The organism is Paenibacillus sp. FSL R7-0340 (assembly GCF_038002205.1).
In the GTDB taxonomy this organism is placed as follows: Bacteria; Bacillota; Bacilli; order Paenibacillales; family Paenibacillaceae; genus Paenibacillus; species Paenibacillus polymyxa_B.
The window spans coordinates 4,240,814-4,265,346 of sequence record NZ_JBBOBY010000001.1; the positions used below are offsets into that span (position 1 = coordinate 4,240,814).

Here is a 24,533-nt window from a genome sequence, read left to right on the forward strand (position 1 = left end):
ACTACCTCCTGATAGGATTCAAAGCTAAAAAAATAGCGGATGACTCGGGTCATCCGCATAATTTTGATCTTTTCCAATATCAGAGCCGATCTATTTTACATAAAGGCTCTTATTATTGGGACAAACGCAAGGCCAGCTCATAAAGCTCCATATTGAAATCTTTTTTGGTATTTACAACCTTATCAATATCTGTAGCTACCAACTTACCGTCGATCGTTCCGCAAGCCTTGTCAGATATGCCCTCGATCAATTGGCGAACAGCAAAGTCACCCAAACGGCTCGCCAGGTTGCGGTCAAACGCTGTTGGTGTGCCTCCACGTTGGATGTGTCCAAGCACTGTAACGCGAGGCTCATAATCCGGACAGTTTTCTTGGATAACCTGTGCTACTGTTTCGCCTTTGCCTACACCCTCAGCAACAATAATGATACTGTGGCGTTTGCCATGCTTAAAGTTTTGTTTCATCCGATCGGATACTTCATTCAGATCAAATTCTACCTCAGGCACCAAAATCGTTTCTGCGCCAGAAGCCAGCCCTGCATGCAGAGCAATATCGCCACAATGACGTCCCATAACTTCCACGATGGAAGAACGTTCATGCGATGACATCGTATCACGCAGCTTGTTGATTGCGTCCACTACGATACTAACCGCTGTATCAAAACCAATAGTGTAGTCCGTGAAGGAAATGTCATTGTCAATCGTACCCGGAAGACACATGGTTTTAATGCCTTGCTTGGTCAGTTTGTTAGCTCCTTGATAGGAACCGTCTCCACCAATCACGACTACGCCGTCAATTCCACGGTTACGCAAAATTTGAGCGCCTTTTTTCTGTCCTTCTTCAGTCGTAAATTCCAGACATCTTGCAGATTGAAGTACAGTACCCCCACGTTGGATAATATCTCCAACGCTTCTCAGATCCATTGGAAAAATATCATCGTTCAAAAGGCCTTGATAACCGCGTTGAATCCCGAATACTTCCAGTCCAAAATACAATCCGCTACGTACGACGGCGCGAACTGCCGCGTTCATCCCTTGTGAATCTCCACCACTTGTTAATACTGCAATTTTCTTAACTGCTGTCATGATTTATGACCTCCTCAAAATAATCATATAAGCCTTCTTATCCATCGACTGTTTAATAAGAAAAACAAACGCATGAGCGGACTATTTTTCATTAAACGTCTCGAAACAGCGCGAACGTCCTGCTGCTCGCTAACTTTAGGGTCGGATAAATATAAAGCCAGCAATCCCTCGATAATCATCCGGTGAAAGGAGCTGGCAGGGACATCTGCAATATCAGCCCGCGCCCGATTCACAACGTAGGCGATCCGGTCTAGCATCATGTCGGTATCTTCATAATAATTGCAAAAGTTAAGATCTCCGCCCTTCCGGTCTTCGTCTTGATCGATTAGATAATCCAGCAAAATATGAAGACTGCACACATGTGGAAAATACGATGCATGTATTGAGGCAGCCCCTGCATCAGTCAGATGCTGGTCGCTGGCAGCAAGAAACAGCATAAAGACCCCCAGAGTTGAACCAGTAGCCGCAGCAAACTCATTCCAGCGCAACTCTGGTGTACGGTCTTTATGAAGCGACCACCAGTCCAAAAGCGCTTGTTCCCGCAGCTCGGGTTTAATATGCTTGTATACTTGCAAATCCGTGTATAATCGCGCCAAATCCTGAACGTAAGGCATTGCCGCCTCATAGCCCGGAAGCCTGCTTACACAAGACTGACAGGTTGTCACCAGCCCGGTCAAATAACCGCCATCCTCCTGCTCACGACGCAACTCATAATAATTCACTGGCCTAGCCGTCGGATTAACCGCATCCAGCATAGCCTGATGCAACAGCCTGAAATCATCCGGGTCCATGGACGTACTGCGATCACACAGGTTGTCCAGATAATCACTAATGGTCTGATACGCTACGATCAGCGGAATTAGCGTCTGCCGGGCAGACATATTGGCTGCGGCATAAACCGCCCCACCCACGCAGTGAAACGTCTTATCCGCTATGCTCGCAAGCGCCTGGCTTCGCAGCTCAGGGTCCGGAATTTGTTCGGCCTTGCTCTTCCAGTTACTCAATTCTAGTTTCGTTTCAGGGAGAATGTGCTTGTACATTCGGCTCATTAGACCTATGGGGCCTCTCGGTACTTGATAACGTCCTTGCTCAACATAACTCAAATGACGGTGCCTCCACATTGTTGTCTACGTAATTATACCTATCCAAACCATATCCATTATAATATGTTCGTCCTTTTAGCACAAATGAACAACCTCACTTTTTTCTTTAAAATTCAAGAAAAATGAGCTATTCTCACAAAAAGACTTTATACCTGTAATGTTTTATTAGTCAAAAATAGGAGTTACACAAAATCTATCCTTATAAGACTTTAATCGCAAATAGTATAAATGGCCTACCGCCAACCTATCCCTTGTCCTCTGCTGGCTTCACCCCTTGGATTCCCTCTCCCATGCTTGCCTGCTTCCATTTCCCGAAAGCATAATAGAAAATGACTGCTACGGCAGAGATAGCAAAACCAACAGGAAAACTCCACCATACAGCATCTAGACCATACTCATCGACAAATGCATAGGCCAAAGGTATACGAATGCCCCATAATGAAATAATGGTAATTAAAAGCGGTATCATTACGGAACCCGTTGATCGAACAACACCTGTAATGACATTGGTAACACCGAATATAACAAAAGACCACAAAGTGATCAGATTAATCCGCATGCCCAATTCCAATGCACCCCCCGTAGAAGGAAGGAACATGAGCAAGGCCTGACGGTTAAACATGTAAATTAATACCACAGCTCCACCAGTCAACACAAAATTATACACAATCCCAATCCAGGTTGTCATGCGCACTCGATCCCAACGTCCGGCTCCGATATTTTGAGCGGCAAAGGAAGATACAGCTGCACCTAACGCCATTGCCGGCATCTGCACATAGCTGGACAAATTATTGGCTGCTGTATAAGCTGCTGCTGCCACTGTTCCGTAGCCATTAATCAGATTCATTAAAGCAATCGCGCTGGTGGAGACAGCAATCATTTGCAACCCCATCGGCACTCCCTTACGGATTAGGGTCCAAATAATCTTCCAATCAAATCTGAGTAAATGAAGCTCTGAAGAAGTAATGCGCAAAAAATATTTTACTCGATATAGGTAAATGAGGATCAACACAAAGCTGATCCCTTGAGCGATCAGGGTAGCAGTAGCGGAACCTCCAATGCCCATAGCAGGAATCGGTCCCCATCCGAATATTAACAGCGGGTTGAGTAGTACATCCAGTACGACGGAAACGATTAGAAAATAAAATGGTGTTTTGGAATCTCCAGCGCCTCTCATTACGGTCATTATGTAGTTATAGCCGTACAAAAAGGGCATGCCCGCAAAAATAATACGCGTATATGTGATCGCCATATCCACTGATTCGGCAGGTGTATTGAGTACATGAAGAATCCAAGGCGCACTCAAAAATCCGATAATACCTATAGCAAAAGCAAGCACCAGAAAAAAGACTGCACTTGTACCTACTACACGCTTGGTTTCAGCTACGTCTCCTGCTCCAATATTTTGTCCGATCATAATAGTGGCAGCCATGGTGACGCCAAAAATCGAACTGATAAGAAAAAACATTATAATATTTCCATTGGAAGCGGCAGTCAATGCGGCTTCTCCCAGAAACTTTCCAACCCAGATCGAGTTGATCGTTCCATTCAGGGATTGCAGAATGTTTCCGAACAGCATCGGCAAAGAGAACATAAACAGCGTTTTGGCAATAGGACCTTCAATCAGGGAAGGCTTACGACTAGCCTCTGCTGCACTCATTTTCTCAACTCCTTCAATTTAAGATGTCTTCTGCTTAGTTTTATTACGTATAATACCCTATTCCTGCTCAATCTTCTCATATCGTAAACGTATTTACGCAAAAAAGCGCAGTCCCTTAAATGTAAGGAACTGCGCTCTCAATTCATAGTTTAACCGTAATATATAAGACATCCGTAGAAACGGAACCATTCTTACAATTCAGTTACACTTACAGTTTGATTACGTTAGCTGCTTGGGGTCCACGGTTACCTTCAGTAATTTCGAATTCAACCGCTTGACCTTCTTCCAAAGTTTTAAAGCCGTCGCCTTGGATTGCGGAGAAATGTACGAATACGTCCTCGCCACCATCCATTTGAATGAAGCCATAACCTTTTTCTGCGTTAAACCATTTAACTGTACCTTTCAAGTGAACAACCTCCTAAAAATACCGCCATCTATGGCGAATATCCATATTATACTTCATGCTTTTTCACAATGCAATTGATGTTTTCCCTGGTTTTTCGGGCTGGAATGATTTGCTTTTGCGGCGGAAACTGCGGTATCATGAACCAAAACATCTATAAAATCGGAGACATGCATATGATGAAAAAACACGAAATATACAAAAAAGACAATTGGAACATGATGACTGTCGAGGTGCAGGGCCGTTACATCGTTCTACGGGAAATATCCGATGATTGGGGCGAGGAAGCCCACACGTTTTTAAGCCGTCCGGCGCTGATGCATTGGGCTCAAAATCGGTTTCCCAAGCAGTCCTTTCAAGATAATGAGGAAGAGTGGCAGCGGATCATGAACGCTTTCAAACAGGTCTAGCCTATTCATGGTGTCCAACAGCTATCTCATCTTCATTATTCTGGCCTTCACGCTGGGCGGAGTGCTGATCATGAAGCGTGATACGATACCGACTCCTCTCAAAAAGTGGATGGCCCTCACTGCTGTAATCATGGTTTGCCTTGCCTTTTATCTTATTGTATACAGCTTATTAAATATAGGTTCCAACCCACAGTAAGGAAAATTATACTTTCGGGCGTAAGAGGTCATACTATGGCATAACAAGCCATGGTATAAGGAGGATCTGCCGTTACATGCATCCTGTAAAACCTCTTGCCCTGCTGCTTACGGTAAGCGTGGCGGTTTCTTCGTTTTGGCATCCGTCCCTTACTGCCGCAGCCCTACCCCACATTACGTTCGATCAGAGGAGGCTCTCCATGAGTGAAATTGTAAAACGCGCTGATGCGCCAGTGGAAAATACATGGAAACTGGAAGATTTGTTTCCTAACCGCAAAGCATGGGATCAAGAATACGAAGAAGTCAAACAACTAGCCAAAAAGGCTGAACAATTCCAAGGCAAGCTCAATTCAGCAGAGTCGATTGGCAGCTGTTTTAAATTGGAAGATGAATTGTCGCTTAAAACCGAGCGTGTATATGTGTACGCACATCTGCATCATGATGAGGATACAGCTGAACCTACATACCAGGGTCTTTCGCAAAAAGCCAAAAAATTAGGCGTTGAGGTTAGCGAGTCTCTTTCTTTTGTGACGCCTGAAATTTTGGCACTGCCGGATCAACAGCTTGATGCCTTCATTGAAGATCCGAAGCTTGCAGATTATCGGTTTACACTTCAAGAAATGAAGCGGGAAAAAGCACATATTTTGGGCAAGACAGAAGAAGCACTGCTCGCTCAGGTTGGCAATCTGGCTCAAGCCCCGCAAACGATTTTTGGCATGCTCAACAATGCTGATCTGAAGTTTCCAAAAATTAAGGATGAGAACGGCAAAGAGGTTGAGCTGACTCATGGCAGCTACATTCAATTCCTCGAAAGTCCGCACCGCGAAGTACGCGAACGTGCTTTTAAAGCGGTATATGACACATATGCCAAAAATAAAAATACAATTGCTTCTACACTAAGTGCCAATGTAAACAAAAATATTTTTTATTCTCGTGTTCGCAAATACCCTTCTGTACTGGAAATGTCACTGTACGGTGACAATATTCCGAAGGAAGTATATACGAATCTCATTGATACCATTCATGAAAGCTTGCCTCTGCTCCATCGTTACATCAAGCTGCGTAAAAAGTTGTTAGGTGTGGACGAGCTCCATATGTATGATTTGTTCGCTCCACTTGTGGACGAATACAAGATGGACATTACGTATGAAGACGCCAAAAAGCAAACAAAGGAAGGCCTTAAGCCACTTGGCGCGGACTATCTGGCTTCACTGCAAAAAGGCTATGATGAGCGCTGGATTGATGTATACGAAAATGAAAACAAACGCACTGGTGCATACAGTTGGGGAGCTTATGGTACCCACCCATATGTGCTGCTGAATCATAAAGACAACCTGAACAGCATGTTCACACTTGCTCATGAAATGGGGCATGCGTTGCATTCGTACTATTCAGACAACGCATTGAAGTATAGAGATGCACAGTACACCATTTTCCTGGCTGAAGTGGCATCCACAACCAATGAAGCGTTGCTAATGGACTACTTGCTGAACAAATCAACCGATCCGAAAGAGAAAATGTACCTTCTCACCTACTATGCAGATCAATTCCGCACAACGGTATTCCGTCAAACCATGTTTGCGGAATTTGAGAAAATTGTACATGAACGCGCTGAACAGGGGGAATCCCTTACACCACAGCTTTTATCGGAGATTTACTATGATCTGAATGTGAAATATCACGGGCCTGGCATGAAGGTAGACAAAGACATTGAAATGGAATGGGCACGGATCCCTCATTTTTATAACAGTTTTTATGTCTACAAATATGCTACTGGCTTCTCGGCAGCAACTAGTTTCTCGAAACAGATTCTGGAAGAAGGCCAACCAGCCGTTGACCGTTACTTGGGCTTCTTAAAGAGCGGTGGCAGTGATTATTCAATTAATATTTTGAAAAAAGCTGGCGTTGACATGTCCTCTCCGCAGCCGATCCGCGAAGCGATGAGCGTATTCGAAGAAGTCATTACAGAAATGGAAAAGCTAACTGAAGGAAAGTAAAACCGTGCGCCCTTAAAATCCAGCATTGAAATGATGCACGGATAAATCCCTTGTCCATGGCGGGCAAGGGATTTTATAATGTAACGGGAGGAGGTGGCATTTTGAAAACACAATGGTCTTTGATCGCAGCTCTTGTTATTGCTCTGTTAACAGCTGTATTTGCTGTTATTAATGTGAATTCGGTTCAAGTGAACCTTCTATTCAGTATGGTTAGCATTCCTTTGATTCTGCTTATTCTTGGTTGCACTCTTCTAGGTGGACTTATTGTCGGTTCTTTCGGTATTTTCCGCCAATATAGGCTTCAGAGAGAGATTAAACGTCTGACTACTCAGCTTCATACATTACAAGAAGAGCACACATCCACGGTGGAAGCAAACGCGGATGTGACCTATGACACGACTGGGTCTTCCAGCACAGGGTCTACTTTCGACCAAGATATAGAGCAACCGTCCTCTAAACCTGATCGGTTGTCCAAATGAGGAGGAGCAACAAATGACGATTCAATTAAATGAAGATTATATGATGAACTTTTTAAATCAGCTACTGAACACGCCCAGTCCCAGTGGGTACACACACCATGTGATGGAGCTGATTCGTAAGGAAGCTGAGAGCCTCGGGGTACCCATCGAATGGAATGCAAAAGGGGGTGCCATCTTGACTCTGGAAGGTCAGGAAACGGACCGTACGGTGGCGCTGAGCGCACATGTGGATACATTGGGCGCGATGGTACGTTCGATTACAGCACAAGGCACCCTACGTCTGACATCCGTCGGCGGTTTCATGATGAACAGCATTGAGAACGAATACTGCCTTATTCATACCCGAAGCGGACAAACGTATACGGGCACTATTCTGTCCAGCCATCCATCCGTGCACGTCTATGATGATGCACGAAGCTTTGAGCGCAAGGAGAGCCACATGGAGGTTCGGATTGACGAGCTTGTTGAGTCAAAAGAAGACGTGCTTCAGCTCGGTATTGCGGTGGGCGATTTTATTTCGTTCGATGCGCGTCCAGTCGTAACACCGAGTGGATTTATCAAGTCACGGCATCTGGATGATAAAGCTAGTGTAGCTGCACTGTTTGGTCTACTGGAATCTGCTGTACATGGAAACTGGAAGCCTCGACATACCGTTAAATTGCTCATTTCTAACTATGAGGAAGTGGGGCACGGAGCGGCTTACATACCTGAAGGAATCAGTGAGATGGTAGCTGTCGATATGGGCTGTATGGGTGAAGATCTGAGCTGCAAGGAAACGGATGTTTCTATCTGTGCCAAAGATTCCTCCGGGCCTTACGACTATAATATGACGACCCGTCTGATTGAGCTGGCCAAAGAGCTGAATATTCCGTATGCGGTAGATATTTATCCGCACTACGGTTCGGACGCTTCGGCTGCACTAAGAGCAGGTAATAACATCCGTGCTGCTTTGATCGGCCCTGGCGTACACGCCTCCCATGCAATGGAGCGCACGCACAAGCAGGCCGTGGTGAACACTGCACGTCTGCTTGCAGCTTATGTGACAGTTTAATTCGAACGATAAAAACCGACCTGTTCCACTGGAGAATAGGTCGGTGAAGGCTTAGTGAAAGGAAATCACAGCTATGGATCTGAAAAAACTACGTTACTTTATCGCAGTAGCGGAAGAACTGCATTTTAACCGTGCTGCGAAAAAACTGAATATCACCCAACCTCCCTTGAGCCAACAAATTCAAAGCCTTGAAGAAGAGCTTGGTGTGAAGCTTTTGGAACGAACCAAAAGACAAGTTCGACTTACGTCAGCAGGAGCGATATTTTTAGAAGAATCCAGAAATATGGTTGCTCAATTGGAAAGATCTATTAAGATCACACAGCTTGCAAGTCAGGGGAAATTCGGACAATTATCCATCGCTTTTGTAGATTCAGCCTCTGGCAGTCTGATGGTTAATGCCTTGAAGAAATTCCGAGAGCGCTTCCCAGATGTGAAGCTTACGTTATTTGAAATGACATCTGCCCAACAACTAAAAGCCATACACGATGGCAAAGTTCATGTGGGCTTCCTGCGCAGTGCAGATCCATCTATACATATCACTTCTCGTCTTTACACCAACGAATCACTCATGGCCGTTCTTCCTCAGACACATCCGTTAGCCCACCATTCAACCTTGACTTTACGTTCTTTAGCGGACGAATCTTTTATCCTGTCTCCGCCTCATATGGGAGCTTCTTTTCATAATCTCATACTCGACTTTTGCGGACAACATGGATTTCAGCCTCAAATCGTACAGGAAGCCGTTCAAATGTATACGATCGTTAACTTGGTAGCGGCGGGTATAGGTATCTCCATTGTCCCCTCTTCCGTATCTGTCTTTCAACGCAGTGATGTCGTATTTCGTTCATTTCAAGAAGAGTCTCCGTCCATCCCACTTTATGCTGCATGGAAAACAGGTGCACATGAAACTGTTCTGACTCATTTTCTGGAAGTGGTTGAAGAAACAGCTTGTAACGAAGAGTTAGACATGTAAATCTCCTTGATCGTATATCTTAACCTGTTTTTCTCGGATCACGTTCAACAATACCATTTAAAACGCTATCCAATTGTCTCATGACCTGCCCATCTAGACGGACACCCGCAGCTTTTACGTTCTCTTTAACCTGCTCGGGCTTGGAAGCACCGATAATAGCTGAGGACACTTGCGGGTTTTGTAAAACCCATGCGACTGCAAGCTGGGGCAGCGTCAGTCCGCATTCTTCTGCAATCGGCTGAATTTTCTTTACTGCCAAAAGGACTTCTTTACGTAACCATTGTCCAGCCAAACGTTCGAAAAATGGTGACCCTGCTGTCGTAGAAGCTCGTGAACCCTCGGGTAACGGCTTGTCTGCTGTATATTTACCAGAAAGGATACCTTGTGCCAGAGGTGACCAAACCACCTGCCCAATCCCTTCCTGCTCACAAGCGGGAATCACTTCAGCTTCAATGACACGCCACAGCATGGAATATTGGGGCTGACTTGCCACGAAAGGGACCTTTAATTCCCTAGCCAGAGCAGCTCCTTGCTTTATCTGCTCTGCTGTCCACTCGCTTACTCCTACATACAAAACCTTCCCTTGCCGCACCAAGTCGGATAAGGCCAAAAAAGTTTCTTCAAGCGATACGGTTGGATCAAAACGGTGTGCATAATATACATCAATATAATCCGTTTGTAGGCGTCGAAGAGAAGCATGGCAGGCCTCCATGATATGTTTACGAGACAGCCCTTTATCATTCTGTCCGGTACCTGTGGGATGAAAAACCTTAGTACATAATTCAATACTTTCACGGCGTATTCCCTTTAAAGAATGACCCAAAACCGTTTCCGCAAGGGTATCCGAATACACATCAGCGGTATCAAACGTGGTAATCCCTGAGTCTAGTGCAGCCTTTACACAGGCTTGCGCTATGGTATCATCCACTTGGGCACCGTGGGTGATCCAGTTCCCCAATGCAATCTCACTTACCATCAAACCACTTTTTCCAAGTTTACGATATTCCATTTTCAATTCCTCCCCTCCATCTGCAATCCATTATACCCACTGTAATTTAATATTAGAAATATATAATTCACTCGCTTTTAATATGAAAAACGTATTAATAATTCGATAAAAAAAGCAAGCCCCCACTCTGAATGGTGACTTGCTTCTGTATTTTTAAGATTTACTTTGTTCAATCTGCTCGGCTAGCTCATTCAGGTAGGTCCAGCGTTCCATTTGGTGCTCCAGATGCTGTTCGGCCTTTGCTTGCTCAGCCATGAGCTCCTGTAGTCGTGCTGAATCACTGAAAGACTCTTCCATCTGCCGCTGAATGTCGGCCAACTTCTGTTCGGCTTGTTCAATCAGCTCATCAATTTGCTCATATTCCCGCTGTTCCTTGAAGGTGAATTTAAGCTTGGTTTTACTTGTCTCCTTGACTGAATCGGAAGGACCCGCAGACTTAGGCGCGGAAGAGCGATTCGAGGAAACCGTACTCGTCGAGACAGACGTATTCACAGAAGATTGAGCATTTTTACTGATCCATTCTGCATACTCGCTATAGTCGCCTACATGTACACGTACCTGTCCGTCCCCTTCAAACGCCAGTATTTTGTCCACTGTCCGATCCAGGAAATAGCGATCATGAGAAACAATAAACACCACGCCCGGGAATTCATCCAGATAGTCTTCCAAAACGGAAAGGGTTTGGATATCCAGATCATTTGTTGGTTCATCCAGCAATAGCACATTCGGTGCCGACATCAGAACACGAAGCAGATACAAGCGCCGTTTTTCGCCCCCGGACAGCCTGGAAATAACCGTCCATTGCGCGCTTGGTGCAAACAGGAAACGCTCCAGCATTTGTGCTGCTGTAATCGTCGAACCGTCTGCTGTACGAATCACTTCGGCTTCTTCCTTAATATATTCAATAACACGTAATGATTCGTTCATTTCCTGATGTTCCTGAGTAAAATAGCCTATCTTCACCGTCGGTCCCAGCACAACGCTGCCGGAATCGGGTTCTACACGCTGTGCAATCATTTGGAGCAGGGTGGATTTCCCACTACCGTTAGGACCTAGGATACCAACACGATCACCAGGAACCGCAATGTAGCTCAAATCCTGTATCAGCTTACGGGAATCTACCGATTTGGACAGATGCTCGATCTCCAATATTTTTTTACCCAGACGTGTGGAGGCGACAGACATATCTACAGATCCAGAACGAGCTTCCGGTTGCTGATCCCTAAGCTGCTCATATCGATCAATACGCGCTTTCTGCTTGGTGGAACGAGCCTTTGCTCCACGACGAATCCAGGCCAGCTCATTACGCAGCAAGTTCTTCCTTTTTTGTTCCGTAGACGCTTCCCGCTCCTCACGTTCTGCCTTCAGCTCCAGAAAACGGGTATAGTTAGCCTCATAACGGAAAAGGCGGCCATGATCCAGCTCCAACATGACATTTGCAACTCTATCCAGAAAATAGCGATCATGCGTGATCATTAACAACGCACCACGTCTTTTTTGCAAATACTGCTCCAACCATTCAACAGACTCATTATCAATATGGTTTGTAGGCTCGTCCAGAATGAGCAACTCGCAGGGTTGGATCAAAGCCGCCGCCAAAGCCACCCGCTTACGCTGCCCGCCGGATAGAACACCCATACGAGACTCAAACTGGGTGATCCCCAGTCGGGTAAGTATATTTTTGGCCTCACTCTCCAGCTGCCATGCCTGGAACGTATCCATTTGCTGACTTGCTCGCAATAGACGATTTTGAAGCTCCTCGCTACCCGGATTTAATTCCAACAACTCCATGATTTCCGTATATTCACGGACCGCCTTCATCTCAGGCTGGTTGCCATGAAAAATATGCTGGAGCACCTTCATTTCGGGATCAAACTCCGGATTTTGTGCTAGATACTGAATTCGCACATCGTTGTTCACTGCAATATTGCCATCATCTGGCGGCTCTAAGCCGGAAATTACACGTAAAAACGTTGATTTGCCGGTACCATTTACACCGACGACCCCTATTTTGTCACGTTCATCCATACCAAAGGAAGCATCCTCAAACAACATTTTCTCGCCATAGCTTTTCGTTATATGTTCAACGGTCATAATATTCATACGGATTCCCTACTCTTCCCCTATTTTGTGATGCATCCTGTTTATTTTAACACAGACACAGCCAATGATTAAAAAAACCGTTACCTGAACGAAGTCAGTACGGTTTTTTAGCAACAAGATGTCAGGATTTTTGTACCCCGGCTTTACAGCCATGCATAAATAAGTTCGCCGCTAATTCAGCCGTCTGATCTACGTCACATTCGCGGAAATCTTTATTCAATAAAATATCCATTTTTAGGCGTTCCAACATACCAATGAATGCCTTCGCATGAAACTCAGACTGCTGTACACCCTCTGACGCCAGTTTATTTTTGACCAAATCAGTATAGTCCTGGATAAATCCCCACATAAACTCCATTAGGTCGGGGTCACTGTTGGGGGTCATAAAAAATAATTTAGTATGCTGCTTGCGCTTGAAATAGTAGTGCAGATGCAAATTTGCCATCCGCAGCAGTCCTTCTCCCAAAGTACGATTGATTAATGCGCCTTGCATTTCGGCTAGGTATTGCTCGCAATCTCTACGTGTGACTGCTGTAAATAGCTGCTCTTTGCTTTTAAAGTACAAGTATACTGTGCCTTTGGCAACTCCCGCTTGTTCTGCAATCTCGGAAATTTTGCTTTCATAAAAGCCTTTGGTGCCAAAGACGGTGTAAGCGGCGTCCAAAATAGCTTCATATTTATCTCCTTGTATATCGCCCATCTTAGCACCTCCTTATACAAGGATTGAAACACGGTCAATTCTTATAACAAATTTTTCCTTGTAATGATCTCCAGCTCTGTGTTCAAAGTATAAAAAAAATACCTGCAAGAGCGACCAATCCTCCGAAAATAGAACTAATGCTATTCACCCGATCATTGCTCATCCAACGCCAGCCTCGTACATAGACCGTCGTTTGTCCACAATGTGAGTCTACTTCTACTTCCCGTCCGCAAACCGTGCAGGAACGCATCATTTGCACTGTAGCACCTAGATAGGAATCAGCAAAGGCCCCGGCGCTACCGGATATACCTCCAACCAGTGCCCACAACCATAACGGCAAGCTCGGCGTTCCTATGGCGTGTCCAAAGCCCCATGCACCTATGCCGATCAGTACACCCCCAGCCAAGGCCGCAGCCGTTCCCAATACAGATACTCCACCTGAGGTTCCGGGTGCCAGCACCTTCCCGTTAAGCACCGAACGGGGTGGCCTACGACTCAGGCTGCCAAATTCCGTTGCCCACGTATCGGATGTTACCGTAGCCATGACACCGACAAAAGCCAGCTGCCACGTAACATGAGGCCATATCGCATAGCCCAGGCATAACAGCATACCTAATCCCCCATTGGCCCATACTTGGCCTGCATCCCGGTTTCCGGTTTTGGCATACGATTTTTCCAGCTCAGCCTTGCGCTCCTTTTTGAACCTCGACAGGAGGGTCGACGTGATAAAGAACAAGAGCAATGTGCCGAACCAGAACAGGTTACCCGCCCCATAATATACGGTTCCCATCAGTACAGCCGTGGCAAAGCCAGATAAGGTTAAGGATTTTTTATAAAATGCAGCTCCCGCCACCACAGCAGCACAAAGCAATCCGATGATCCAGTCCATGATATACCCCCGCTTTTGAAATGAATCTCCGTTTTTCTTTTTTCGTTCTGTATATTATTGTACAATGCTCTACACTTATATAAAAGCCGTGTCCCATGCTTTGGCACAGGACACGGCCTTCACAATGCTTTTCTAAGGGAATCGCTCTTTATTTCCCAACTACCAAGAACATTCCCTTTTTTAATCCTCATCCATGAATGCCGTTCACAAGTTTATGCGATGGTGAAGCTCCCCTGACGATCACTCCCCCAGAAAAGCTCAAAGCGATCCCCGCTTGCTGTAGGCCCTACTCCTGCTGGAGTACCTGTAAAAATAATATCTCCTTCACCCAGCCCATAATGAGTCGCTATATATTCGACGATGTGCTGGATAGAAAAAATCATATCTTTAACATGTCCACGCTGGACTTCCTGTCCATTTTTGAGCAAGGAAAAATCCTGCTGCTCCAGCATGTCCAATTTTTCTAAAGGCAGGAATGGTGTCACGGGAGCAGACGATTTAAAGCCTTTGGCGGCGGTCCATGGATGGCCTTTTTTCTTGAGAACACTTTGTACATCACGCAGGGTAAAATCAATGCCGAATGCAAATGCGTTCAGACACGTATCTGCAGACATGCCTGGTTCGTATTTACGTCCTACAGCCACGACCAGCTCAGTCTCAAAATGAATATCTCCCTGCCCCTGAGGAAGCTCCAGCGTGGCGCCATCCAGCGGCACAACCGCATGAGACGGCTTCAAAAAAATCATCGGTTCTGCGGGAACCTCATTACCCAGCTCCTCCGCATGCAGCTTATAATTGCGCCCAACACAGTAAACATTACGAATTTCCACGTTCATTACGATCCGTCACCCTTCCCGCGTATGTAGTCCAATTGATTAACGAATAAGTTTACGTATATAGTGCCACATCCGGTGCTTGGAAAGCAAAAAAACCTGTTCCCAGCGATCCGGCCAATTAGTGCAAATCATCAATTCAGGATGTAATGAGGACAATTTCCGCATTATACGGCGGTCATCCACCGTCCACGCCATGACAGTAATACCGCGGCCAGTGAGATCTTTCATCAGGTTTCGATCCAAACGCGGATAGCCCATGGATAAAAAAGTGCATTGTAGCTGCTCCAGTTGCTTTGCCAAATCATCTGGACGCGCGTCGATAATCAATCCGGTACGGATCTCAGGAGACAGCTCCTTAGCCCGGCGTAATGCGGCACGCTCAAAAGAGGTTAATACCACCTCTCCCTCCATCCCTCTCATCACAATTTCACGGAGTACGGCTTTCTCCAGTCCCGGATACATATCTCCCGCTGTTTTAAGCTCAATATTGAGTGATGCGCGGCCACGACATAAATCCAGTACCTGTGCGAGGGAAGGGATCATTTCTTCACGGTATTCTGCACTTTTCCAGCTACCAGCATCAAGTTGTTGCAATGCTTTCCAGTCTGAATCCTTTACTTTCCCTGTACCATTCGTCGTTCGCTCCAGCGTAAAATCATGAATTACCACCGGAACACCGTCCTTTGACAGCTGTACATCCAGCTCAACCCAGTGTACAAACGGCTGCTCCAACGCAAGCTTAAAGGCTGCCATCGTGTTCTCGGGAGCAATACCCGAAAAACCGCGGTGAGCCACGCACAAATGATTCATCTTGTTATGACCTCCATCCACAAAGGAGTCCCTCATACGATCATTCCGTCAATTTCCATATAAAAAATTTCTTTTCGAACTTCTATTGAGTGCTTACTGTACCATCCGTCCCTATCGAGACATTTCCCGGTGACAGTGCCGCCACTCTCTGCAAAATTTTGCTGGCCTCCGTATCCTTTAATGGGATCGGTTGACCTAGCTCCGCTCGGTAAGGGGTCAGCTTCATTTCGCAAGCCCCTTTTCGGGTACAGGTTGCCTGAAATATCGCTGTATCCCAAGTGGCTGGCACCGTTGATTTAGAAAAAATAAAATTGCCTGTGCTGTATGCGATCCATTTACCTTTATATTGCTCCATCCCTTGAAGCACATGTGGATGACCACCAATGACAAGATCAGCTCCAGCATCAATAAAAGCGTGCGATAACTCGGTCTGATGGGGCTCAAGTGCAGTAGCGCGCTCCTTCCCCCAATGGGCAATGACAATCACCAGATCGGCCTGCATTCGTGCCCCACGGATGGACTTTACGATAGCGGTCGAATCATAGGCTCCTGCTACACCGGGCAGTTTGGCGCCTGCATTCCAGTTGGCTTCAGGCATGACACGTGTAGTCCCTAATAACGCAATTTTGATCCCTTTACGTTCAAAATAATGCGGCGCATACGCTTCTTTTGCATTACGTCCGGCTCCAGCATGGGCAATACCTTTTTCATCCAGATATTTCAGTGTATCCAGTAATCCGCCCGTGCCCTGATCCAAAATGTGATTGTTGGCCAAATTGACAGCATCTATCCCTGCCGCAGCCAACGCAGTTAACGCCTTGGGCGAAGATTTATACACATACGTTTTATTTAACGCACCCACACCATTCGTTGTCACGGGCGTTTCCAGATTGGCAATCGTCAGATCGTCTTTATGAAACAAGTTTCCGAGATATTGATACGGAAAATCAAACCCATTCTGTTCCAATCGCTGCTCAACTTTACCGGAAAATTGCACATCCCCTACAAAGTGAAGCGTGACTGTCGGAGAATCTGCACCGTCTGTTTTGGATTTTTTTAGATCCTCCGTTCCTCCCTTATCGGCGGATGGATTACCGTCGTATACATCCTTAGACGTATCGTTCCCTGCCTGCCCGTCTTTCCCCGAGGATAATTTTGCTCCTGAAGAGCTGCCTTCGGGAGCATTTGTGTCAGACGTTGTCGCGGGACGATGGCTTGTGTCTGAAGCAGCAGATTGCTTCGTTTCATCGTCAGCAAATTGTTTATCTGCATGGGGGCCTTCGTCCAGCTGTTTATTTGACAAGGCTGTAACATTTTCACTGACCGAGGGAGTAGACCGCTCTTCACTAGCAGATTCCGTTTGGATTTTCTTCTCCGTTTGCGAATACCCGGCATTTTCCGCAAGAGAGCCACTGTTGTCGTGTTCAAATATGTAATAATAACCGAAAAGACCTACGATCATAAGCAGCAGGACCAGATTCGTAATAATCCAAGCCTTGCCTATTTTTGGTTTTCTTGCTTTCTTGCGACCTTCATTTCTCTGTGATCTGGGAGGGTACATTCTTCACTCCTTCTATGCTATTGCATATGCATAACTTCTTTATTAGCTGGCGAATTTTACACCTTCTCCATTATATATCAAATTTCAATATAAATAGAACCCCTCGCCTGGATCGCGAAGGGTTCATCATTGAACATTTACACCTGTACCTGGACCGCCTCCTGCTGTGTCGTTTGAACGGCATGGGAGGCCCATTCCTTAGCTTGACGGATGCAATCCGGTAAACCAATCGCATCATAGCCAGCACCCAACACATACACTCCCGGCATGGCAGTGCGTAACTCTTCCCGCAAATCAGCTATAGCCTGCGGATGCCCTACCGGATATTGCGGCATGGAATTGCGAAGACGTGTAATTTCCGTGAACAGCGGAGTTGCTGTAACTCCCATCATCTCTTTCAAATCCTTACGTACCAGTGCAATCAGCTCATCATCCGGTAACTCTACAGTGTCTTCAGCTCCTGCTCGCCCTACATAACAGCGCAACAGCACCTTATCATCCGGGCTAGTATGTAGCCACTTGGCAGACGTCCATGTGCAAGCGGTCACGCTGCGTCCTTCTTTGCGAGGGACCAGAAAACCAGAACCGTCAAAGACATTCTCAATATCATTTTTATCGAAGGCCATGACCACGTTTGCTACGGAGACATAATTAACGGCTTCCAGTGCAGCCACATTGACATGATCTCGCAATAGCGGCGCAGCAGCAAAGTTGGGAGTCGTTACAAAAATATCATCCGCCTCCAGCGTCTCTCCATTATCCAGCATAACGCGATATGGGCTGTCTCCACTTTCCGTGGTCTTTGTGAATTCTGTAACAGCAATTCCGGTGCGTAAATCACAGTCATACAAATCATTCAGCAACGCATGCACCAAACTTTGCAAGCCTTGACGGAAGGTCAAAAAGGCGCTTTTTTTCGTACCTGTATGTGTTTCAGCTGGTTTTCGGCCTGTCATCATCCCGTGAATGAGGCTTCCATATTGCTGCTCTACCTCAGCAAATTGTGGGAAGGTCGCCTGCAAACTTAGCGTCTTCATGTTGGCAGCATAAATCCCCGCCAGCAGTGGCTCGGTTACATTTTCCAGCACTTCTTTGCCCAGTCGGCGTTCAATAAAATCACCCAACGCCTCATCTCCCGGTACACGGCGAGGCGGAATGACAAAATCCATCATAGCCCGCATTTTCCCGCCTAGAGAGATCAAGCCGCTGCGCAAAAAAGGTTTCAGCTCTGTTGGAATCCCCAGCACCAGCCCAGGAGGCATCGGATGAAGCTGTCCTTCATGCAAAATGTATGTCTTTTTAGCCTCAGGATTTGTGCTCACCAGTTCATGATCCAACTCCAGCTCTTTTGCCAGGTCTATCATGGCCGTTTTACGGGCCAGAAAGGAATCTGGCCCCTTTTCAATTACAAAACCATCTTTATGCAGCGTTTCAATTTTCCCGCCCAGCACGGAAGCTTTCTCCACCAACGTAATTCGAGGTGTATAGCCAGCTTCTTTGTACATTTTTCGTGTATAAAAAGCAGTGCTAAGCCCGGTCAAGCCTCCGCCTACAATTACAATATTACGTAACTTTTGCTCCATTATGTCCTCATCCCTTTTTCCATTGGTCTATGATGACATCACTAAGCGTCTCCATATACAGTGGATCACTGTTGAGTGAATCAATACGCTGAAAACGCATATCCAATTCCTTCGCTAACGCCTGTGCTTCAATATCCAGATCGTATAACACCTCTAAGTGATCAGAAACAAAGCCAACTGGCGCAGCCAGCACATACTCCACTTGCTCCTCTTTAAGACTGTGCATGGTATCCAAAATGTCTGGCCCCAGCCATGGCTCTGCTGTACGACCGGCGCTTTGCCACGTAAACTGCCAGTTGGTAATTCCCGCCTTGTCCGCAACAGCCTGCGATGTAGCCATTAATTGCTCAACATAAGGATCACCCATAGCCAAAATCCGTTCAGGCAAGCTGTGCGCACTAAACAGAACACGAACCTCATCCCGCTTGGCTCCAGCTTCTTCAAAAAGCGCCAGTTTGGCGTTTACACGCTCAGTCAGCGTCTTAATCAGCTTTGGATGAAGATAATAGCTCTCCACAAATGATATGGCTAGATCCAGTTCCTGTGCCTTAGCCTGTGCGCGCTTAATATAAGTGCCTACACTCATAACGGAATAATGAGGAGCCAGCACGACACCCACCGCTGTACGAATGCCATCTTGCACCATAGCTTCCACACCGTCCTCAATAAACGGTTTGGCATGTTTGAGTCCCTGATAACAGATAAATTCAATGTCCGGGTTGCGATTTTCCCGATTTAAGGTTTCCTGCAAGTTTTGAACCTGCCGATCCGTGTTCTGCCGCAGCGGAAACACACCGCCTACAATAGCTTCATAACGATCCTTTAATTCCTTTAACTGCTCCGGCGAGGGAGCATTGCCGCGACGAATATGTGTATAATAGGCTTCCACCTGATCCAGACTCTCCGGCGTCCCGTAGGACATGACCAGTACACCCACTTTTGTTTTCATTAACAGATCACCTCTTAACATTTCTAATGTATTCATTTTTTGACAAAACCGAGCGGGAATACTCATGTACATAATTAGTAAGCTCTCTTAGCTTATCTAGCGAGGCCTCAGGAAATAAACCATGACCGAGATTGAAAATGTAACCCGGCTCCAAAATGCCTTCATCTACAATGGTTTTCGCATACTGCTTGATAACATCGATTGGCGCAGTAAGCACATAAGGATCCAGGTTTCCCTGTACACCAAAACCGTTCCCCAAGCGACGACGTCCTTCAGGTATACTTACCCGCCAGTCCAGTCCAATCACATCGGCTTTTAACCCATTCAAGTGTGGGAGCAATTCACCAGAGCTTACGCCCGGAAAATAAATTTTAGGTACATCCAGATCAGATAGTTCATGGAAAATACGTGTGATAGTCGGCAGCACAAAAGTTTGAAAATCATAAGGCGAGAGCGCACCTACCCAGCTATCAAACAATTGAAAAGCCTTACCGCCATTAGCGATATGGGCTCGCACGTATGTAATAACCATGTCTCCTAGCTTATCCATCAGGCGATGCCACAGCTCAGGCTCTCCATACATCATCGCTTTGGTGCGAATATATCCTTTCGAAGGCCTTCCTTCTATTAAATAGCTTGCAATGGTAAAAGGCGCTCCAGCGAACGTAATCAATGGCACGTTTAGTTCACGGTCCAAAATACGAATCGTTTCCAAAATATGACCCAAATCGCGTTCCACATCAATCGGACGCAACTTGTCTACGTCTGCAGCTGACCGGATCGGATTATCAATAACCGGGCCAATATTTTTGACAATATCAAAATCAACCCCTAGCGAGGCTACCGGATTCATAATATCAGAATATAAAATTGCAGCGTCCACCCCAAGCTTGCGCACGGGCATCAAGGTCACTTCTGCGGCCAACTCGGGCTGGCGGCATATTTCAAGCAATGTGTATTTTTCTTTAATTTTGCGATACTCAGGGTCATACCTTCCGGCCTGCCGCATGTACCATACGGGAATATGATCCACAGCTTGCTTGCGGCAAGCGCGGATAAAAGTATCATTGTAGGTCATGACTTCAGCCTCCAGTTCGAATCATAAATACTATATTTTATTATGCCCTTTTTCAAGAGTCGTAACAACCGCAGCTCTCGAACAAACCATGACAAACCCATGACATTTGGATAAAGTTTCAATGAAGTGTGCTATACTAGAGAAATGGCTTTTTTAAAGCTCCGGAGAAGTTATGCTTTGATAAGTAGGATTTACAACAGGATGAGAATGGGCAGAAAGGAAGTGAAAGCACATTGAAAACGTGGGAGACGTGGAAAATCAATCTCATTGTGCTTTGGTTCGGTCAGTTTCTGGTCAATGCGGGTATCACGATGATTACTCCGTTCCTCGCCCTGTATCTGGCTCAGGACCTTCATGTGAAGGGAGAGCACGATATTGGTCTATGGGCCGGAGTTATTTTTGCCGCTAACTTTTTGACCTCATTTATGTTCCAGCCTTTGTGGGGCAAGCTGGCTGACCGATATGGACGTAAAGTCATGCTGCTTCGCTCAGGCTTTGGTATGGCTTTGGTCATCGGATGTATGGGTTTGGTCACCCACCCGTGGCAACTGCTGGCGCTTCGCCTGCTGAACGGTACGATTTCGGGTTTCAATCCGGCATCGATTTCCCTAGTGTCGGGTACCACTCCCAAAGAGCGAACCGGATTCGCTATGGGGATTATGCAATCCGGTCAGATGGCTGGCACGATTCTCGGTCCTCTGCTAGGCGGATTTTTGGCTGACTGGGTCGGATTCAGACCGATCTTTTATATTACAGGCGCTCTAATTTTTATAGCCTCGCTCATCGCAATGTTTCTGGTTAAAGAAAATTTCAGCAAAACGGAAGCTGCACGCATACCGCAAATTTCGGTTCTTGCCGGATTAAAGGAGCTAAGCCATACGCCCCAGCTTCCGGCTTTGTTCACCGTAACGTTTCTGCTCCAGTTTGCCATGATCAGTACGGTATCTCTGCTACCGTTATATGTGCAAAAACTGTATGGGTCGGCAGAAGGAATTGCGCTGATTGCCGGGTTCGTTACGGCTATTACAGGCGTATCCAATATGGTTGCTGCACCGCTCCTTGGAAGATTGAGTGACAAGATAGGAGCGCACAAGATCTTGACCATTGCACTGCTCGGAACGGCGGTTATGCTCATTCCGCAGGCTTTTGTCAATGAAGTATGGCAACTTGTCATTATCCGTTTTTTCATGGGTGTATTTATGGGCGGTCTGCTACCAAGCGTAAATGCGTTGATTCGCACGTATACACCGGAAGGAATGGAAAGCCGTTCTTTCGGCTTCAATACCAGTTCGCTAGCGCTCGGAAATATGCTGGGTGCTGTCATTGGCGGGGTGCTATCCGGGTTTATTGGCATCGAAGGACTGTTTATCATGTCAGGTGTCCTGTTAATCGTCAACATATTCTGGGTACGCATGAAGCTTTTTGATCGTAAGGCTACGCCTGATTTCAGGTAAGATAACCTCGTGGTAAGACAAGCCTGCCTTAACAGATAAGAACCTCCGCTCCACGCTGCTGTGGACAAGGAGGTTCTTTTTGTATAGCTATACATAGGGAATGAACACTATTTAACTCGAGCTAGCGCCAATCCATCGTAAGCTGGCAAAAGCGTGCTGACCAGCCGTGGATCTGTTGCTATCGTTTCGTTAAAACGTCTCACGGCCTGGACGGCAGGACCGTTCTTATCCGTATTCAGCGTCCGTCCGCGAAGGAAACAGTTGTCTCCCGCAATAATGGCACCCGGATTCGCCAGAGCAATCGCATATTCCAGATACACTGGGTAATTTTCCTTATCTGCATCAATGAAGAAAAAATCGAAAGTTCTTCCCTCTTCCTGAAGTTCCTTCAAGCTGTCCGCTGCGGGTCCGATACGATATTCGACACGGTCACCGTATCCGTTGTTTTCCATATGTCGATGTGCCAGCGCTGCGTACGCTTCTTTCAGCTCCAGTGACACAATGCGGCCCTTTTCTCCCAGCCCACGAGCCAGACATAATCCACTGTAGCCGCCTAATGCGCCGATTTCCAGTACATGCTGTGCGCCAGATACTTCAATTAGAAAGGTCAACAGTTTTCCGTAAGGATGAGCAACGGATACTTCCGGCATACCTTCTTTAACGATAGCCTCCCTAATACTGCGCAGTGCTTCATCTTCTTGTACCAGCTGGTCTACATATTGTTCAGGCGTCATATTTGGTGTAATTTCCACGGTTCATCTCTCCTTCTTGCTTAATCATAGCGCAGGTTGGACGTGATGTCCTTCGTAAATTTTTTACCTTAATGATTTGTCTCTTCGAGTACAATGACCTATACTATAGGGATTGAACCAAGCTTACATGATTATGGGGACGGAGTGAATACGTTTAATGACTCAACTGCAACTAATTGCAACTGCGCCAATGGGACTTGAAGCCGTCGTGGCCCGGGAACTCAGAGAACTCGGGTACGAAGATCTGACCGTTGAAAATGGCCGCGTCGTTTTTACCGGAGATTATATGGATATATGCCGGTGTAACCTGTGGCTTCGCACATCAGACCGCGTGCTTATAAAAATGGGTGAATTTGCTGCAACTACCTTCGACGAGCTGTTCGAGGGTACCAAAGCATTGCCTTGGCAGGATTGGATTCCTGTAGATGGTGAATTTCCCGTAGAGGGACGTTCGCACAAATCACAGCTTAGTAGCGTACCAGCCAGTCAGGGAATCGTCAAGAAGGCGATTGTAGAGAAGCTCAAGGAAACCTACCACACAGATTGGTTTGCTGAAGATGGCCCTCGTTACGTCATTGAGGTCATTCTATTGAATGATCGTGCGTTGCTGACACTTGATACGACCGGTCCAGGACTGCACAAACGCGGCTATCGTAAGCTCGTTACAGAGGCGCCTCTCAAAGAAACGATGGCTTCTGCTCTTATTCAGCTTAGTCGCTGGAGCCCTGACCGACCATTCTATGACCCATGCTGCGGTTCCGGTACTTTATTGGTCGAAGCTGCCATGCAAGCCTGGAACATTGCACCAGGCCTGAGACGTACCTTTAACTCGGAAGACTGGCCTGTCATTGGCAGAGAATTATGGGATCAGGCTCGCGACGAAGCGATGGATTTGACCCGCGATGACATTCCTTTTGAGATTGCAGGTAGCGATATCGACCCAAATGCCATACAAGTTGCTGAGGCAGCTGTAAAAGCAGCAGGCTTTGCTAAAGACATCCCTCTTAAGGTAATGCCTGTAACTAAAGTCAGACTCGAAGGACAATATGGTGTGATGATTACAAACCCACCTTATGGCGAGAGGCTGAGCGAGCAATCCGAGGTGGAAAAGCTGATCCGTTCACTCGCACGCACGGCAGCCGAAATGAAGACTTGGTCCTTCTTTGCCATCAGCTCCACCAAGCAATTTGAGCATTATTGGGGCCGTAAAGCAGACAAGCGCCGGAAGTTGTTTAACGGCCGTATTGAATGCCAATACTATCAGTATCTAGGCCCTCTGCCTCCGCGCCGCAAAGATACTTCGCCGTTGCAGCCTTAAATATGATGAAGTTTAGGCCAGGAAACGAACCCTCTGTTCGTTCTTCTGGCCTGATTTGTGCTGTATTTTCTTTACTTAATCATTGAAATGCGCGAGATGAGCGCTATAATAATTAAAGGCATTTCGGTTTTAACAT

General features: G+C 46.3%; 23 protein-coding genes. 8 read left to right on the forward strand and 15 right to left on the reverse strand.

What is annotated here, in order from left to right; genetic code table 11:
• Nucleotides 1-112: 112 nt before the first annotated feature.
• The 4 genes from pfkA to MKX59_RS18620 form a co-directional block, all read right to left on the reverse strand.
• On the reverse strand, nt 113-1,084 hold the full coding sequence (gene pfkA / locus MKX59_RS18605) for a 6-phosphofructokinase (RefSeq protein WP_023988013.1): 972 nt from the start codon (nt 1,082-1,084) through the stop codon (nt 113-115).
• Nucleotides 1,085-1,107: 23 nt separating this feature from the next.
• On the reverse strand, nt 1,108-2,187 hold the full coding sequence (locus MKX59_RS18610) for a tetraprenyl-beta-curcumene synthase family protein (RefSeq protein WP_013309708.1): 1,080 nt from the start codon (nt 2,185-2,187) through the stop codon (nt 1,108-1,110).
• A 244-nt stretch (nt 2,188-2,431) separates the two neighbouring features.
• Complete coding sequence (locus tag MKX59_RS18615; RefSeq protein WP_071558934.1) at nt 2,432-3,847, reverse strand: MATE family efflux transporter; 1,416 nt, start codon at nt 3,845-3,847, stop codon at nt 2,432-2,434.
• 208 nt (nt 3,848-4,055) lie between these two features.
• Nucleotides 4,056-4,253 carry a cold shock domain-containing protein gene (locus tag MKX59_RS18620; protein WP_013309706.1) on the reverse strand — a complete coding sequence of 66 codons (198 nt, stop codon included), beginning with the start codon at nt 4,251-4,253 and terminating at the stop codon, nt 4,056-4,058.
• Nucleotides 4,254-4,426: 173 nt separating this feature from the next.
• Between MKX59_RS18620 and MKX59_RS18625 the strand changes: the two genes are divergently transcribed.
• The 6 genes from MKX59_RS18625 to MKX59_RS18650 all read left to right on the forward strand — a co-directional run bounded on the left by MKX59_RS18625 (nt 4,427) and on the right by MKX59_RS18650 (nt 9,355).
• The gene (locus tag MKX59_RS18625) at nt 4,427-4,660 is read left to right on the forward strand and encodes a hypothetical protein (protein ID WP_013309704.1); all 234 of its coding nucleotides are present in this window, start codon (nt 4,427-4,429) and stop codon (nt 4,658-4,660) included.
• A 7-nt stretch (nt 4,661-4,667) separates the two neighbouring features.
• Nucleotides 4,668-4,856 (forward strand): hypothetical protein, encoded by a 189-nt coding sequence (locus MKX59_RS18630; RefSeq protein ID WP_025715827.1) that lies wholly within the window; start codon nt 4,668-4,670, stop codon nt 4,854-4,856.
• A gap of 199 nt (nt 4,857-5,055) precedes the next feature.
• Nucleotides 5,056-6,852, forward strand: coding sequence for an oligoendopeptidase F (gene pepF / locus MKX59_RS18635; RefSeq protein WP_028542827.1), 1,797 nt, complete (start codon nt 5,056-5,058; stop codon nt 6,850-6,852).
• A gap of 56 nt (nt 6,853-6,908) precedes the next feature.
• Nucleotides 6,909-7,331 (forward strand): LapA family protein, encoded by a 423-nt coding sequence (locus MKX59_RS18640; RefSeq protein ID WP_034095010.1) that lies wholly within the window; start codon nt 6,909-6,911, stop codon nt 7,329-7,331.
• Nucleotides 7,332-7,344: 13 nt separating this feature from the next.
• Nucleotides 7,345-8,382, forward strand: a complete 1,038-nt coding sequence (locus tag MKX59_RS18645; RefSeq protein WP_076264299.1) for a M42 family metallopeptidase — start codon at nt 7,345-7,347, stop codon at nt 8,380-8,382.
• 73 nt (nt 8,383-8,455) lie between these two features.
• Entirely contained in the window at nt 8,456-9,355 is a 900-nt protein-coding gene (locus MKX59_RS18650) for a LysR substrate-binding domain-containing protein (RefSeq protein ID WP_023988007.1), read from the forward strand.
• A 19-nt stretch (nt 9,356-9,374) separates the two neighbouring features.
• On the opposite strand, the gene MKX59_RS18655 is transcribed toward MKX59_RS18650, so the two are convergent.
• From MKX59_RS18655 to hemE, 10 genes are all read right to left on the reverse strand, one after another.
• A complete protein-coding gene (locus MKX59_RS18655) occupies nt 9,375-10,364 on the reverse strand; it encodes an aldo/keto reductase family protein (protein WP_023988006.1) in 990 nt (329 codons plus the stop codon).
• Between the two features lie 153 nt (nt 10,365-10,517).
• A complete protein-coding gene (locus tag MKX59_RS18660; protein ID WP_076264300.1) occupies nt 10,518-12,467 on the reverse strand; it encodes an ABC-F family ATP-binding cassette domain-containing protein in 1,950 nt (649 codons plus the stop codon).
• Between the two features lie 121 nt (nt 12,468-12,588).
• Nucleotides 12,589-13,167 carry a TetR/AcrR family transcriptional regulator gene (locus MKX59_RS18665; RefSeq protein WP_028542833.1) on the reverse strand — a complete coding sequence of 193 codons (579 nt, stop codon included), beginning with the start codon at nt 13,165-13,167 and terminating at the stop codon, nt 12,589-12,591.
• 82 nt (nt 13,168-13,249) lie between these two features.
• On the reverse strand, nt 13,250-14,056 hold the full coding sequence (locus tag MKX59_RS18670) for a DUF92 domain-containing protein (RefSeq protein WP_028542834.1): 807 nt from the start codon (nt 14,054-14,056) through the stop codon (nt 13,250-13,252).
• Between the two features lie 212 nt (nt 14,057-14,268).
• Nucleotides 14,269-14,892, reverse strand: a complete 624-nt coding sequence (locus MKX59_RS18675; protein WP_028542835.1) for a fumarylacetoacetate hydrolase family protein — start codon at nt 14,890-14,892, stop codon at nt 14,269-14,271.
• Nucleotides 14,893-14,931: 39 nt separating this feature from the next.
• Nucleotides 14,932-15,702 carry a glycerophosphodiester phosphodiesterase gene (locus MKX59_RS18680; protein ID WP_075154025.1) on the reverse strand — a complete coding sequence of 257 codons (771 nt, stop codon included), beginning with the start codon at nt 15,700-15,702 and terminating at the stop codon, nt 14,932-14,934.
• An 82-nt stretch (nt 15,703-15,784) separates the two neighbouring features.
• The gene (locus MKX59_RS18685; RefSeq protein ID WP_076264301.1) at nt 15,785-17,263 is read right to left on the reverse strand and encodes a CapA family protein; all 1,479 of its coding nucleotides are present in this window, start codon (nt 17,261-17,263) and stop codon (nt 15,785-15,787) included.
• Nucleotides 17,264-17,400: 137 nt separating this feature from the next.
• Nucleotides 17,401-18,846, reverse strand: coding sequence for a protoporphyrinogen oxidase (hemG, locus tag MKX59_RS18690; RefSeq protein WP_076264302.1), 1,446 nt, complete (start codon nt 18,844-18,846; stop codon nt 17,401-17,403).
• 7 nt (nt 18,847-18,853) lie between these two features.
• A complete protein-coding gene (hemH, locus tag MKX59_RS18695) occupies nt 18,854-19,795 on the reverse strand; it encodes a ferrochelatase (RefSeq protein WP_068940250.1) in 942 nt (313 codons plus the stop codon).
• Between the two features lie 7 nt (nt 19,796-19,802).
• Nucleotides 19,803-20,873: a uroporphyrinogen decarboxylase gene (hemE, locus tag MKX59_RS18700; protein ID WP_023987997.1), complete on the reverse strand. Its 1,071-nt coding sequence runs from the start codon at nt 20,871-20,873 to the stop codon at nt 19,803-19,805.
• A 233-nt stretch (nt 20,874-21,106) separates the two neighbouring features.
• Between hemE and MKX59_RS18705 the strand changes: the two genes are divergently transcribed.
• A complete protein-coding gene (locus MKX59_RS18705) occupies nt 21,107-22,327 on the forward strand; it encodes an MFS transporter (protein WP_013309691.1) in 1,221 nt (406 codons plus the stop codon).
• Between the two features lie 107 nt (nt 22,328-22,434).
• On the opposite strand, the gene MKX59_RS18710 is transcribed toward MKX59_RS18705, so the two are convergent.
• The gene (locus MKX59_RS18710; RefSeq protein WP_023987995.1) at nt 22,435-23,079 is read right to left on the reverse strand and encodes an O-methyltransferase; all 645 of its coding nucleotides are present in this window, start codon (nt 23,077-23,079) and stop codon (nt 22,435-22,437) included.
• Between the two features lie 157 nt (nt 23,080-23,236).
• Here MKX59_RS18710 and MKX59_RS18715 point away from each other — a divergent pair, with 157 nt between their 5' ends.
• Complete coding sequence (locus MKX59_RS18715; protein WP_023987994.1) at nt 23,237-24,397, forward strand: THUMP domain-containing class I SAM-dependent RNA methyltransferase; 1,161 nt, start codon at nt 23,237-23,239, stop codon at nt 24,395-24,397.
• Nucleotides 24,398-24,533: the final 136 nt, after the last annotated feature.

What these genes read in the sequence shown, in the direction of transcription:
- MKX59_RS18655 (WP_023988006.1), bottom strand. Translation starts at nt 10,364, where the DNA reads ATGGAATATCGTAAACTTGGAAAAAGTGGTTTGATGGTAAGTGAGATT.
- MKX59_RS18680 (WP_075154025.1), bottom strand. Translation starts at nt 15,702, where the DNA reads ATGAATCATTTGTGCGTGGCTCACCGCGGTTTTTCGGGTATTGCTCCC.
- MKX59_RS18660 (WP_076264300.1), bottom strand. Translation starts at nt 12,467, where the DNA reads ATGAATATTATGACCGTTGAACATATAACGAAAAGCTATGGCGAGAAA.
- MKX59_RS18625 (WP_013309704.1), top strand. Translation starts at nt 4,427, where the DNA reads ATGATGAAAAAACACGAAATATACAAAAAAGACAATTGGAACATGATG.
- pepF (WP_028542827.1), top strand. Translation starts at nt 5,056, where the DNA reads ATGAGTGAAATTGTAAAACGCGCTGATGCGCCAGTGGAAAATACATGG.
- MKX59_RS18630 (WP_025715827.1), top strand. Translation starts at nt 4,668, where the DNA reads ATGGTGTCCAACAGCTATCTCATCTTCATTATTCTGGCCTTCACGCTG.
- MKX59_RS18615 (WP_071558934.1), bottom strand. Translation starts at nt 3,847, where the DNA reads ATGAGTGCAGCAGAGGCTAGTCGTAAGCCTTCCCTGATTGAAGGTCCT.
- MKX59_RS18645 (WP_076264299.1), top strand. Translation starts at nt 7,345, where the DNA reads ATGACGATTCAATTAAATGAAGATTATATGATGAACTTTTTAAATCAG.
- MKX59_RS18670 (WP_028542834.1), bottom strand. Translation starts at nt 14,056, where the DNA reads ATGGACTGGATCATCGGATTGCTTTGTGCTGCTGTGGTGGCGGGAGCT.
- pfkA (WP_023988013.1), bottom strand. Translation starts at nt 1,084, where the DNA reads ATGACAGCAGTTAAGAAAATTGCAGTATTAACAAGTGGTGGAGATTCA.
- MKX59_RS18675 (WP_028542835.1), bottom strand. Translation starts at nt 14,892, where the DNA reads ATGAACGTGGAAATTCGTAATGTTTACTGTGTTGGGCGCAATTATAAG.
- hemG (WP_076264302.1), bottom strand. Translation starts at nt 18,846, where the DNA reads ATGGAGCAAAAGTTACGTAATATTGTAATTGTAGGCGGAGGCTTGACC.
- MKX59_RS18685 (WP_076264301.1), bottom strand. Translation starts at nt 17,263, where the DNA reads ATGTACCCTCCCAGATCACAGAGAAATGAAGGTCGCAAGAAAGCAAGA.
- hemH (WP_068940250.1), bottom strand. Translation starts at nt 19,795, where the DNA reads ATGAAAACAAAAGTGGGTGTACTGGTCATGTCCTACGGGACGCCGGAG.
- MKX59_RS18650 (WP_023988007.1), top strand. Translation starts at nt 8,456, where the DNA reads ATGGATCTGAAAAAACTACGTTACTTTATCGCAGTAGCGGAAGAACTG.
- MKX59_RS18640 (WP_034095010.1), top strand. Translation starts at nt 6,909, where the DNA reads ATGGCGGGCAAGGGATTTTATAATGTAACGGGAGGAGGTGGCATTTTG.
- MKX59_RS18665 (WP_028542833.1), bottom strand. Translation starts at nt 13,167, where the DNA reads ATGGGCGATATACAAGGAGATAAATATGAAGCTATTTTGGACGCCGCT.
- hemE (WP_023987997.1), bottom strand. Translation starts at nt 20,873, where the DNA reads ATGACCTACAATGATACTTTTATCCGCGCTTGCCGCAAGCAAGCTGTG.
- MKX59_RS18715 (WP_023987994.1), top strand. Translation starts at nt 23,237, where the DNA reads ATGACTCAACTGCAACTAATTGCAACTGCGCCAATGGGACTTGAAGCC.